Below are 12,512 nucleotides of genomic sequence, written 5' to 3' on the forward strand. Positions count from 1 at the left end.
GAGGAGTGAACTATCACTCCCTAAACTGAACCACTCACATCGCAATAGTCAATAAAAATAGAGCAGTTAATGCGACTAAACCAAGACTTAAATTTCCACCAGGTACAATCCAAATTCCTCCTTCCGGATCAACCCGACGCGCACGCCAAGTCATTAAAGCAGGTAAAAGGAGCAATAAAATCACACAGCAAACGCCTGCATACTTGAATGCGTGTAAGTAAATTCCTGGATTAAAGAGAACAACTGCGAGAGGTGGAACAAAAGTTAAGGCTAAAGTAGATTTTCCTTGAAGTCCTGTTTTTTTCAGAGTTAATCCATCGGCTAAAAAATCAAATAAGCCAATTGAAACACCAAGAAAAGCGGTTACCATGCAAATTGAAGTGAAAAAATTAAAAAACCCTGTGATCAAGTCGCTATTGACTGCTGTGGATAGGGAATTGGTTAGCCCACTGATTGCGTGTTCATTGGTCATTAAGGAAATTAATCCCCCCGATCCTTCACGTTGAACAACTCCCATAATTACCGCATCCCAAAGAATGTAGCAACTGAGAGGAATCAAAGAACCAAGAAGAATCACTTTTCGTAAGCTGTGAACGTCATCTTGAAAATATTCACGTAAACTAGGTACGATAGAAGCAAAACCAAAAGAAGTAATTAATACCATCAGACTGCCAGTGACCGCTTTCACTGAGCCGCCACTTAGCGAATTAAGATCAATATGCGGGCTAATAATAACTACTAAAAGTAGGTAGACTCCTAATTTACCAAACATGAGACCGCGATTGACATAATCAACGGAGCGAATACCGCCGTAAACAACCAAACTAAAGATTATCGTGAAAAGAAAGGAGGTAAGCCAGGTTGGGAAACTGATATGAGCCTTTTGCAGTAAACTATTTAAAACATCAGAACCGCCTGCAATATAAGCTGCTAATAAGGTATAGAGCAGTAAAAGATAGGTAATCCAAGCTATAACTTGTCCGGGTAAGCCTAAAGTCTTACTGGCCATGGAAACCATATTACTCCCTGCAGGTAAGCGCAGATTGACCTCAAGAATGAGTAAGGCACCTACAGTCATAACCAACCAACAGAAGATTAAGAAAAAAATCGAGTTAGTAAAGCCTACCTCAGCAGTTGAAACGGGTAGAGCTAACATACCTCCACCAATGGAGGTACCAACGATTAATAAGATACCACCAATAAATTTGGAATTAGCCACTATAAAATCCATTTGTACAAAATTAAAACAATATGGTACGTGAAAAAGCCGCTTGTTGTCAATGTTCTTAGCTTGTTTAACCCTTATGGGGAATCAGTTCCCAAATTGAATTTGCAAGAAGCAAAATGGAAAAAACAATAACAACCCATTGAGAAATTTTGCCCCCAGGAACCGTATAACGAGGAGTAAATTTCTTTCTGCCATAAACTGTCATCAGTGCAGGTAGTAAAAGCAGCAAGATTACACAAAAAATCCCTGCATAATTCAATGCCTGGATATAGGCGCCCGGATAATAAATTACTACTAAAAGGGGCGGTACAAAGGTGAGTAGGAATAATCCTATTCCCTGTTTGCCGCGTTGCTCTAGATTTAAACCATCGGCTAAAAAGCTGATAAGACAAAGTGAAACGCCGAGAAAAGCTGTTAGCATGCAGATTGAAGTAAAGAAATTAAATAATGAGCTTATCACTGAACTTTGTACGGTGTTGGAAAGCGTGGTAGCGAGCGCAGAAGTGGTATGCTCCTCGTGCATTAACCCAGCAAGCCCTGTATTTCCGTTTGTCGGGAGACTACCAATAATGACCGCATCCCAGGCCAAATAACATACTAAAGGGATAAGAGAACCGATAAAGACAACTTTTCGAAGTAAAACAATATCATCATCAAAATAATCGCGTAAATTGGGAACAATAATCGCGAAACCAAAGGAAGTAATTAAAATCATTACTGTCCCGGTAATGTATTGATAATTTCCTCCCTGAAGATAATTCAGTTGAATATGAGGAGCAATAAGCAAAACGAGGATAAAATAAACCGCCAATTTTCCAAACATCAGCCCGCGATTAAATAAATCGACTTGACGTATGCCACCGTAAACAATAAGGCCAAAAACAAGAGTAAATAAAGTGCTCGCCTGCCATTCATTAATAGGAATGCCTATTCGGGAAAACAAATTGCCAAACACATCGGCCCCTCCTGAGATATAGGCAGAGAGTAAGGTATAAAGTAAAAAAAGATAACTGAGCCAAGCTGTCAGAAGGCCTGGGGAGCCGAGTGTGGCTGCGGCCATAGAAACCATGTGTTTACCTTGCGGCAAATAAAGATTTGCTTCTAGAATAAACAACGCTCCAAGCGTCATTATTGCCCAACAAAGTAAAAGAAACAGAGAGGATTGCCAAAAACCTGTTGCTGCATTCGCTACAGGCAATGCAAGCATGCCCCCGCCGATCGATGTGCCTACTATCAGAAGAATACCGCCAATGAATCTGGATTTCATTTATAACACCTACTACTCGCTAGGCGCTCAAGAGAGCAAAAGACTATTTTGTAGCGCCTATTGGGACTGGCTCAGCTTGTGGAGTTGAGCAATCTTTGAATATTTGAATTTCAATGCGACGATTATACGCACTACCATGGATGAGTTTATTGTCACCAACCGGGTTTTTATCACCATATCCCTCAGCGATCAAGCGTCGTGCAGCAAAACCATTAGCCCAAAGAAAGGTAACCATGGTCTCAGCTCGAGCTTGTGACATCAGGTTTTTACTATGCCGAGAACCTACATTGTCAGTAAAACCACCAACATAAATTGGACAACATTTACGAAATGTTGCCAGCAATTTTATCAGCGTATTTAAACCGGCAAAACACAGATCATTGAGTCGGGCGCTATTAAAGATATAGTAACGATCAGTTGGAACAACAAGGGTAACGGTATCGCCGTACTCAATATACATGATGTCTAATTTTTGTAATTGCTTAATGAGCATAGGTCTAGTGTCTTTATATAGACCTACTGCAGCACCCACCGCGGTACCTATCGCTGCTCCAGCAAGAACAGGTGCTCCTCCTGAAACCGCCACAGCAGCAGCTCCCACTACAACAGCCGGAGGAGTGGTTACATAAACTCGACGATAAGGTTTGAAATGATTATAAGGTGGATGGAAACAGCCACTAAAAGCTAAAGATAATAGGCAAACTAAGCCCAAGCGCCCAATCGAGCTCTTGTGTGACATTCCCACTCCTTCTATATATGAATTTTTCCATTATTAAGCATCCACTATGATTTCGCAATCAGAGTTCGCCCAGCCTGCCAATTTTAATGAAAATAAATTTTGAGAATTCTACGCAACAGCAGAGTTATTGGTTTATAGTTGAAATAATCAATTAAATGGACATAGCATTTTGGCCACAAAAGACAAAAAAATTCCCTGGGCTTTGTCTCTAGGTGCTTTGGGCGTGGTTTTTGGGGATATTGGCACCAGTCCCCTTTATGCATTACGTGAGACGCTAGGTGATTTACCCCTCACTGAGGTGGATATTCTAGGGGTTTTATCGTTAATTTTTTGGTCATTAATTGTAGTCATTTCTATTAAGTACCTTGTCATCGTTTTTCGTGCTGATAATGATGGTGAAGGAGGCGGCTTGGCTTTATTAGCGCTCCTTAAACAAAAGCAAACCAAGTACGAGCATCTTTTTTACTTATTGGCTATTTTTAGCGCCGGGCTATTGCTGGGTGATGGGATGCTGACTCCAGCTATTTCGGTAACGAGTGCTATCGAAGGTTTAAAGATAATTTCTCCTAAATTTGATGATTTTATTATTCCTTTTTCCTGTGGCATCCTCATTCTTTTGTTTATTATGCAGTCACATGGAACCGCAAAAATTGGTGCAACCTTTGGTCCATTATTATTAGTCTGGTTTATTACCATTGCTATTTTAGGGACTGTAGAAATTTTTAGGCATCCCGTTGTCTTACAAGCACTTCATCCCTACTATGCGTTTGATTATTTACGCAATAACGGTCTAAAAGGCTACTACTTATTAGGTGGTGTATTTTTGGTGGTGACTGGCGGAGAAGCTCTGTATGCAGATATCGGCCATTTTGGCAAAAATCCCATTCGTTATAGTTGGTATTTTGTGGTCTTACCTAGTTTAGTGCTTAACTATTTTGGTCAGGGCGGTCATTTAATTAGTCATCCTGAGGCGATCGCAAATCCTTTTTATATGATTGCTCCGAGTTGGTTTTCTATCCCTTTATTGATTCTTGCCACAATTGCCACGGTGATTGCTTCCCAGGCAGTAATTACTGCTACTTTTTCATTAACCAAACAAGCAATATTGCTAGGATTGTGCCCACGTATTCCCGTGATTCAAACCTCCAAAGAACATGTGGGGCAAATTTATATTCCACAAATGAATTTACTCTTGTTCCTCGGTACAATGGTGCTTATTTTTACATTTAGAAATTCAAGCAATATGACGCATGCTTATGGGATTGCTGTTAACCTAGTCATGTTACTGGTCACCACGATGGTCACTTATGCTGCTAGACATATCTGGCAATGGTCTTGGTTGCGGGTGATTGTTGTGTTTACTCCTTTCCTGATGATTGACCTTATTTTTCTAGGTGCTAATGCACATAAATTTGTCACTGGAGGATGGGTGCCAGTCTGCTTTGCTTTAGCGATTAGTTTGATTATGTACACCTGGAATCTAGGCTTACAATATTTGAAAAATAATGTTTACATGCAAAAAGAAGATATTAGTAAAATTATTAAGCAGTTAAACTATAAATCACTCCAACATCTGAAAGGAATAACAGCAATTTTTCTCACCGATACTTATGATCGCAGCGGCGGCAGTTTTCTCCATTTTTTAAAGTTAAGTTATGCGGTTCCAGAGAATATTTTGATTGTCAGTTATACGGTTGAAAATAAACCTCATATTGATCCCTCCAAGCGTTTTGAGATTAATCAAATCGATAAACGAGTATGCGAATTAACCCTTCACTATGGGTTTATGGATAATATTTCCGTGCCGAAAGCGTTGGCCAAGGCTGTTGAGTATGAATTGCTCCCCTTTGAATTTAAAGTGGAATCGGCGACTTATTTAGTTGAAATTCCGAATGTGGTTGCATCGAAGAAAAAGAAAACACTACTGTTTTTTTGGCAGGAAAAATTGTTTGCTTTTTTAATGCGCAATTATTCTGCCAATTTAAATATCGAGTTTTATAAATTACCTTACAATCGGACTATCGCGATTGGAACTTATTGCTTAATTTAAGGCCGTGCTTTGAATCAAGAGATAAGTTCGAATCCACACTGCATCCATCGGATAAAGGCGCTTTGGGCACTACCACTTCTATATGTATTCCTTTAATAGTTGGGCTATTCAGGGCCTCATGTAAGTAATCTATCAAAGGAACTTCGACAACATGGCCATATTGGGATGATGCCTGTCGAAAGTAGAGTGTCCCGTTTTTCCAAAAAGCAAAACCTAGATGAGAAATATTGAGATTGGTTCCGATTTGCTCCTGTAAATTCCAGTTAGGTCGTATTATTTCTACGATTGATGCATGAGGTATTTGAGCAAATAGATATTGATTAGGCTTGCCCTGAGCATTAAATAAGGCTGTCAGTGGTAGATAAGGTAGCTGCGATAGCCGGACAGGGAGTTTAGCGCCTCTTAATTTAAGCTCGTCTAATCGTTTACTTCGCGCCGCTTCATTAGACGGACTTAAGCGCACATTCTTATCAGTAAAATGCTGGTACCAGGAAGGTTTGTCAATCAATGCGGTGGCTATTTCTACGACAGATTTATTATTTTTATCTTTTATCGTCTCCGTGATGTCCTTTATATACCCTTGCTTCTGGTTATTAAAATTCCAATCGATTGAAGTAAAATGATTGCGGGCCGTAAAACTGACGTTACCATCTTTATAGCGGACTCTAGACATGCACTGTTTAAAGCCTTGCGTATCTTTAGCCAGTGCTAAGGCCAATACGGTTGTTACATAAGTGTCACAATCAAAACCATCAGTTCGATACCGGGGCTCTTGATCAAATCGAGCCTTAGAGCCTTCCCCTAATGCACCGAGAATATAAATTTTACCTATAAATTGAGCGCTTATTGTATCGATCCGAGTGGCCATTTCAGGATTCTGTGTGTGCTCAAGGCTATGATATAGTGCTGTAATAATTTCATTTGCTTCTTGTTGTTTGGGGTGGACAGCTGCCGTAGACTGCCAAGATAAAAAAATGAGAAACGTTGCAAAAACAATGCATTTTATTACTTTCTTACAGTAGACTGAGCGCATAGCTTTCTCCTGTTGGCATACAAAAAGTGCATATTTTAACCTATTTCGCTGCTGAGGTATAGAATGCTCAATGCAATATGGCTAGGAATGATTTTTCTCTCGCTGATTGTTGGCCTAGTTCAAGGCCGTCTCGATCAGGTGGTAATGGCAGTAACGGAGTCAGCAAAACTGGGATTTGAAATTGCATTGGGATTAGCCGGTATTATGGCTCTGTGGCTAGGGATAATGGCTATTGCCTCAGAATCAGGGTTGATTAATCACTTAGCAAGAATGTTACGACCGATACTACGGCCTTTATTTCCAGAGGTGCCAGTTGATCACCCTGCGATGGGAGCAATTGTACTAAATCTTGCGGCTAATATGCTGGGATTAGCTAATGCAGCGACGCCCTTTGGATTGCAAGCCATGAAAGAGTTGCAGCGGCTCAATCCTCACGCTCAGGAAGCCACGAATGCGATGTGTACGTTTTTGGCCATTAATACTTCTAGTGTTCAACTTATTCCCGCAACTGCCATTGCTTTTCTTGCTGCTAATGGCAGTTTACATCCTAGCTCTGTCATTTTTAGTTCTATAGTGGCAACGAGTATTTCTACGATCGTCGCTATTTTTGCAGTTAAACAATTAGCCAAGCTGCCTGCCTATCGAATTAGAGGGGCTGAAGCTAATGAGTAATTTTGCCAACCAGTTATCCAATTGGATTTTTCTTGCGTTTATTGTTGGGATCCCCTTGTATGGGGCATTGAAAAAAATCAATGTTTTTGATGCCTTTGTTACCGGCGCAAAACAGGGATTTGAAACGAGCGTGAGCATAATACCCTACTTAATTGCTATGCTAGTTGCTATTGGAATGCTGCGAGCTTCTGGTTTTTTTGAACTCATGCAGGCTATGCTTGCGCCTATTTTATCTACTTTAGGGATGCCATCCGAATTACTTCCTCTCGCTTTAATACGCCCCTTTTCAGGTAGCGCTTCTACAGGAGTTACGGCTGAGCTAATCCATCAATACGGCGGGGATTCCTTCATCGGTAAAACTGCAGCTACAATGATGGGAAGTACTGAAACCACTTTTTATGTGATAGCAATTTACTTTGGCGCAGTGGGGATAAAACGAACAAGACACGCGATTCCTGCAGGGCTATTAGCTGATCTAGCTGGGGTTATAGCGAGTGTAATGATTTGTCGTTATCTTTTTGCCTAAAAAGAGGACATTTCCAATAATCAAATCTCATCGTATCGAGACTTGGCCGCGCGTCCTGAGATTGCAGCACCTGGAAAAGTCCTACTCACAAATTTAAGTCCATATCTCTCTATAAATTGTGCAAGAATTACGGTTTGAAAAACGCGGGGCTCAGAATTGAGCCCGCTTTCTAAATTGCCTAAAAACTACCTTACCACTGCATTTGATGATATACATAGCTTTCCAAAGCATCAATCACAGTCGATTGATTATATAGATTTGATTCTCTGTCTGCAGCTATAGTGCTCCAGGGACTATTCTGAATTAATTTCAACTCGTCAAGTAGGAAAGAAGCGAAAGAATGACGATGATAAGCAGTCTTATTATCTCGCAGTAAGCTATTTACTAGAGTAGTCGCTTCATTTTCAGTGATCTGTTCTGCATGAATCTCAGTACTAAAGTTAATGGCACGCTTTTGCCCAGAATCACCATGCCGGAAAAACCATCGGCTAAAGAAGCCATCACGCCCACGAATTTCTTTAACGCCAGACTTGTCCTCAAACCACTCTCTGTAGTTGCATTGGGCAAGAGTAACGGCAATTTGAATTTGTTCAAGCTGAGTCAGTTCAGGATTAGAGCCTTCGTAAATAGTTTCATAGAGCTCTTGTTCTCGTTCGTAAATTTGTAAAGGCTGTTCAAGCTCTGGCTCGGCAATATCTTCAGGACTAAGAATATTGTATTCTTTGTTGAATTCCTGGCAAATAAAAGCTACTTCCTCCCGCAATAAGTTAAAAAAGACAGTTTTCTTATGTTCTATTAGACTTCTTCTAAGCAGCTCATCACCTACAAGTCCCAACTCAATATCTACATCCGTTTGGTATGCTACTTGATTAATTTGTTGGTGGAGCGGATCATCATAAATTTCAATGAGATGTTTTAAGAATTTTAAATAATCAGCGCAAGTTTCAAATTTATTGTAGGGATATTCCGCTAATACGTGGTCAAGTTTGGTTGATAATAGAGCTAAAGCGCTTACGTTTTCAGCGAAAACAGTACCACGTGCAGCTGCTGTAAGCTGAGGAGCACGCAGCTCTCTTCTTTTAAAGGATTGCCATTTAAAATTTTCCGTTTCTTGTGCACTTCTAATCCTTTCTTTTTCCTGTTCTACCATCTCTGGTGTTTGAGGTAATTGGTGATAAGGAGCTAATGGCCTTGCATCTTTCTGATAATCGGTGAATGGATCAAAACCGGTTTTTCTTTTCTCTGCTGAAATATTATAGGAAGACCAGCCATCTACGAGATAATAGTTGGCTTGAAACTCTTCTGGCTCCCATCGGCTTGCTTTTCCTTCAGTACTATAAAGCACACCATTTTTTAAAGAGTAGAAAATCTCTTGTCCCTCCAGATCATGGCCATAACTCGTGGGCCAACTTCCATGGTCAACCGATTGCCAGGTTGAAATTGTACTATCTCCTTGAAAAATTTCGGCCCTAGCCCTGCCCTGATCAATATTAAAACGTACCCATGCTCTATCACGTTGACACCAAAAAGGACCAAGAAAAGTCATCATAATCACCAAATAAAATGCAAAGGTAGTGATAGTAACATAGAAAAATTAAGCGAAGCTTAACTGCTAGGGGCTAACTGCGGGCTCGTATAATGGGGCTATAAATTACTTACTCTCGGCCTAACCGAGTTTAGTATTTTTCTTATTTGGATTTGTTAAGCGCCCCGTCTCATACAATTTCAGTTGGGTGAGTAGGGTATTGGTGTTTGCTTTAAAATGAGCTAGTTCTCTGGATGGTACCGAATCGCCTCTAGGCAAATTAACTGTAGTTGGATTTTTTGGTTGGTTATTGATGTGGAATTCATAATGACAATGCGGGCCTGACGCTAAACCAGTTTGGCCGACATAACCAATAACCTGTCCCCGCTTGACTACACTACCTTTATATAAGCCTTTCTGAAATCTCAACATATGCCCATAGATAGAGCTATAGGTTTTATTATGCTTTATTTTAATCATATTGCCGTAACCACTTTGACGCCCAATAATTTCAATGCGACCGTCCCCAGTTGCTACAATAGGTGTCCCGATTGGTGCAGCAAGATCCACCCCTTTATGCGGTCTTCTATAACGAAGAATGGGGTGATATCTAGATAAGCTAAACGTAGAGCTGATATGGCTAAATCGAAGGGGGTAGCGAGTGAACGCATTTTTTAAGCTGCTGCCTTGAGGGCTGTAGTAATCAGAACGACCCCCTCGACTAGTATGCAAGACAGCTTGAAACGTTTTACCACGACGATTTTTATAGCTCACTGCCACAATGTCGCCTGTTCCTACTAATTTGTCTTCAACAAATAGAGCTTTGTAGATAATAGTGAACTGGTCCCCTGCACGCACATCTTTCGCAAAATTGATATCCCAAGCAAATATCTCCGTCATTTGCTGCATTAATTTATAAGGCACGTTATGGCTTTTGGCTGTGCCATATAATGAACCACGCACCGTCGCTGTAATATACTGATTCTGTTGAGTCACTTTATAGGAATTTATTTTACTTCGATAATGTCGACCTTCTCGATTGACGACAATAAATTGAGTGCTCGATAAAGGGGCAATCATTTTTTCCAGCGTACGATTTTTTATCAAGAATTGCAGTTGTTGATTAGGTTTTAATCTTGCTAAGCTTTTAGTGCTTGGATTTTCACGCATAATAGTGTGCAAGGTTTGAGACGGTAGGCCTAGCCGATTAAATACAGCTGCAAGTGAATCACCTGGCCGAGTTTTAATCGTTTTTAATTCATTTTCCTTCTCCTTAGGGCGCGGTGCTGAGGCGACGGGTGCAGGCTGTGGTTTAACTTCAGTTGGTCTTGGTGTAGCAGTGACCTGCGGTTTGGTCTCTTTTAAAGGAGCTACACTTGGGGTCTTAGTTGCAGAAGCCTTGGCTGATCCTACTGAGCTCTTGGTAGCAGGTGCTGATTGACGCTTGGTTAATCGTTGCAGCTTTGTTGAAGGGGTTGTTAGTGATGGGGGTGGAAGCAGAGCTTGTTCGCTGTTATAGCTTATTTTTTGCTTGTGTGAAAACGATTTTACTAAAATAAAAGGTAGGGCAAATGCAATTACCAATGCAATTAGAGCCATCAGTTTAGATGGCTTAGTTGAATTATCTACTGAGACATTGGGTCGTTGATCCATGTTTTGCCTTTACTACTGTCATCCTGGATGAATGCTGTTTATTTTGGTCAGTCGTCAATTCTACTCTACTATATTAACTACCCAAAGAAACTTATTTTTTATCGCTGCGCAGCGGTAAAAAATACTTTTCGGGCAGCCATTCTAACGAACTGATTACATCCCTCAAAATATTGAGTAATTAATTTGAAAGTACATTCTGCTTTTGAATTTTCTCGAGCAGTTATAATGTACTTTAGATGTTTCGTACATCTTCCACGTGCGCACCCGCTTAGATTAAATCTGAGCGTTTTATCGTGGCTAAATCGACACGAAATATTACAAATAATTACAGTCATCGTCTGGTTCTGACCACTAAGTTAAGGTACTTCAACCCAATCTATTGATTGATGAAACAGCCAAGACTAAGTCATTACCACCTAGAAGTTTTCAAACTTCGCTCTATCCTCTAGCGAGAATAGAATAACCGGGCTAAGATACTCGCTGTAAGATGTTAGGTCAATCATTAAAATTAAGGTTTTGTTGTCATGATAATTGATGAATCAGTATGTAATGAATTACAACGGGGATGTGAAGAAATATTACCGGAGCAAGGGTTAGAACAAAAATTATCCAAAGGTAAGCCTTTAATCATCAAAGCTGGTTTTGATCCAACAGCCCCAGATCTTCATTTGGGTCATACTGTACTACTTAATAAGCTCAGGCAGTTTCAGCACTTTGGCCATAAAGTCATTTTTCTTATCGGCGATTTTACAGCCATGATTGGTGACCCCACAGGAAAAAACGTGACCCGCAGGCCACTGAGCCAAGAAGAAATTATTGAAAATGCCAAAACTTATCAGGAGCAGGTTTTCAAAATTCTTGATCAAGAAAAAACGATTATAAAGTTTAACTCCGAATGGATGGGAAATAAGAGCGCTGCCGATCTGATTCGTTTGGCAGGGACTTACACGGTTGCGAGAATGTTAGAAAGAGATGATTTCAGCAAGCGCTATAGTTCGGGCCAACCGATTGCTATTCACGAATTTCTTTATCCACTTGTTCAAGGCTATGATTCAGTCGCATTAAAAGCAGATGTTGAATTAGGAGGGACTGATCAAAAATTTAATCTTCTGATGGGGCGGGAATTGCAGAAGCATTTTGGCCATGAACCCCAGGTGATCATGATGACTCCTTTAATTGAAGGACTCGATGGCATCAAGAAAATGTCCAAATCTTTAAACAATTATATAGGTATTAGTGAGTCCGCCGAATCGATGTTCGGAAAGCTGATGTCGGTCTCTGATGAGTTAATGTGGCGTTATATCAATTTACTCAGTTTCAAATCGGGAAAAGAAATTGAAACAATGAAAAAAGCCGTAGCTGAAGGACTTAATCCACGTGACGTAAAAATCGAATTTGCAAAAGAGATAATCACACGTTTTCATAATATAGAACAAGCTGAAGCAGCTCACCAAAGTTTTATCGAGCGCTTTCAAAAAGGCGAAATTCCTGAGGACTTAGTTGAGCAAGCGGTGATCTATGATGAAAATACGACAATCGCACAACTCCTAAAACAGCTCGACTTGACTAAAAGTACATCAGAGTCTATAAGATTAATTAATCAAGGTGCAGTAAAACTCGACGGTGAGCGAATCACAGATACAACGATGAGCCTCGCCGCCGGGTCTTCTCATATCCTCCAAGTTGGAAAACGAAGAATAGCCAAGGTGCGTTTACAAAAAGCAGGCTGACCAAAAATACTTTTTAAAAAATGCAAAAAGTGTTTGACAAGGAAGTGAGGATGAGTAGAATACGCATCACGCCGACGGGGCGAGTTCCT

Annotated in this window: 10 protein-coding genes; 4 read left to right on the forward strand and 6 right to left on the reverse strand. The window is 40.4% G+C overall.

Annotated elements, in window-relative coordinates; translation table 11 throughout:
* Positions 1-34 precede the first annotated feature (34 nt).
* The 3 genes from Ldro_RS04260 to cmpA all read right to left on the reverse strand — a co-directional run bounded on the left by Ldro_RS04260 (position 35) and on the right by cmpA (position 3,234).
* Positions 35-1,219 carry an amino acid permease gene (locus Ldro_RS04260; protein WP_058495179.1) on the reverse strand — a complete coding sequence of 395 codons (1,185 nt, stop codon included), beginning with the start codon at positions 1,217-1,219 and terminating at the stop codon, positions 35-37.
* A 76-nt stretch (positions 1,220-1,295) separates the two neighbouring features.
* Positions 1,296-2,495 carry an amino acid permease gene (locus tag Ldro_RS04265; RefSeq protein ID WP_058495180.1) on the reverse strand — a complete coding sequence of 400 codons (1,200 nt, stop codon included), beginning with the start codon at positions 2,493-2,495 and terminating at the stop codon, positions 1,296-1,298.
* 43 nt (positions 2,496-2,538) lie between these two features.
* Positions 2,539-3,234 carry a C-OmpA-like family protein CmpA gene (gene cmpA / locus Ldro_RS04270; RefSeq protein ID WP_058495181.1) on the reverse strand — a complete coding sequence of 232 codons (696 nt, stop codon included), beginning with the start codon at positions 3,232-3,234 and terminating at the stop codon, positions 2,539-2,541.
* 169 nt (positions 3,235-3,403) lie between these two features.
* Here cmpA and Ldro_RS04275 point away from each other — a divergent pair, with 169 nt between their 5' ends.
* Entirely contained in the window at positions 3,404-5,284 is a 1,881-nt protein-coding gene (locus Ldro_RS04275; protein ID WP_058495182.1) for a potassium transporter Kup, read from the forward strand.
* Here Ldro_RS04275 and Ldro_RS04280 read toward each other — a convergent pair.
* The gene (locus tag Ldro_RS04280; protein WP_058495183.1) at positions 5,253-6,317 is read right to left on the reverse strand and encodes an N-acetylmuramoyl-L-alanine amidase-like domain-containing protein; all 1,065 of its coding nucleotides are present in this window, start codon (positions 6,315-6,317) and stop codon (positions 5,253-5,255) included. The two genes, Ldro_RS04275 and Ldro_RS04280, sit on opposite strands and share 32 nt — an antisense overlap.
* Positions 6,318-6,380: 63 nt before the next feature.
* Between Ldro_RS04280 and Ldro_RS04285 the strand changes: the two genes are divergently transcribed.
* Together Ldro_RS04285 and Ldro_RS04290 are read left to right on the forward strand one after the other, a co-directional pair.
* The gene (locus tag Ldro_RS04285; protein WP_058495184.1) at positions 6,381-6,989 is read left to right on the forward strand and encodes a nucleoside recognition domain-containing protein; all 609 of its coding nucleotides are present in this window, start codon (positions 6,381-6,383) and stop codon (positions 6,987-6,989) included.
* On the forward strand, positions 6,982-7,515 hold the full coding sequence (locus Ldro_RS04290) for a spore maturation protein (protein ID WP_058495185.1): 534 nt from the start codon (positions 6,982-6,984) through the stop codon (positions 7,513-7,515). The genes Ldro_RS04285 and Ldro_RS04290 overlap by 8 nt, the downstream gene beginning before the upstream one ends.
* 190 nt (positions 7,516-7,705) lie before the next feature.
* On the opposite strand, the gene Ldro_RS04295 is transcribed toward Ldro_RS04290, so the two are convergent.
* Both Ldro_RS04295 and Ldro_RS04300 read right to left on the reverse strand, forming a co-directional pair.
* Positions 7,706-9,064: a hypothetical protein gene (locus Ldro_RS04295; RefSeq protein ID WP_131764416.1), complete on the reverse strand. Its 1,359-nt coding sequence runs from the start codon at positions 9,062-9,064 to the stop codon at positions 7,706-7,708.
* Between the two features lie 117 nt (positions 9,065-9,181).
* Positions 9,182-10,693, reverse strand: a complete 1,512-nt coding sequence (locus tag Ldro_RS04300; protein WP_058495187.1) for a peptidoglycan DD-metalloendopeptidase family protein — start codon at positions 10,691-10,693, stop codon at positions 9,182-9,184.
* Between the two features lie 524 nt (positions 10,694-11,217).
* Between Ldro_RS04300 and tyrS the strand changes: the two genes are divergently transcribed.
* Complete coding sequence (gene tyrS / locus Ldro_RS04305; protein ID WP_058495188.1) at positions 11,218-12,423, forward strand: tyrosine--tRNA ligase; 1,206 nt, start codon at positions 11,218-11,220, stop codon at positions 12,421-12,423.
* Positions 12,424-12,512 lie beyond the last annotated feature (89 nt).

This window comes from Legionella drozanskii LLAP-1, assembly GCF_001467585.1.
Lineage (GTDB): Bacteria > Pseudomonadota > Gammaproteobacteria > Legionellales > Legionellaceae > Tatlockia > Tatlockia drozanskii.

Bases quoted from the DNA above. Each gene is read 5' to 3' on its own strand.
- Ldro_RS04265 (WP_058495180.1), bottom strand. From the start codon at position 2,495: ATGAAATCCAGATTCATTGGCGGTATTCTTCTGATAGTAGGCACATCG.
- Ldro_RS04285 (WP_058495184.1), top strand. From the start codon at position 6,381: ATGCTCAATGCAATATGGCTAGGAATGATTTTTCTCTCGCTGATTGTT.
- Ldro_RS04280 (WP_058495183.1), bottom strand. From the start codon at position 6,317: ATGCGCTCAGTCTACTGTAAGAAAGTAATAAAATGCATTGTTTTTGCA.
- cmpA (WP_058495181.1), bottom strand. From the start codon at position 3,234: ATGTCACACAAGAGCTCGATTGGGCGCTTGGGCTTAGTTTGCCTATTA.
- Ldro_RS04300 (WP_058495187.1), bottom strand. From the start codon at position 10,693: ATGGATCAACGACCCAATGTCTCAGTAGATAATTCAACTAAGCCATCT.
- Ldro_RS04295 (WP_131764416.1), bottom strand. From the start codon at position 9,064: ATGATGACTTTTCTTGGTCCTTTTTGGTGTCAACGTGATAGAGCATGG.
- tyrS (WP_058495188.1), top strand. From the start codon at position 11,218: ATGATAATTGATGAATCAGTATGTAATGAATTACAACGGGGATGTGAA.
- Ldro_RS04290 (WP_058495185.1), top strand. From the start codon at position 6,982: ATGAGTAATTTTGCCAACCAGTTATCCAATTGGATTTTTCTTGCGTTT.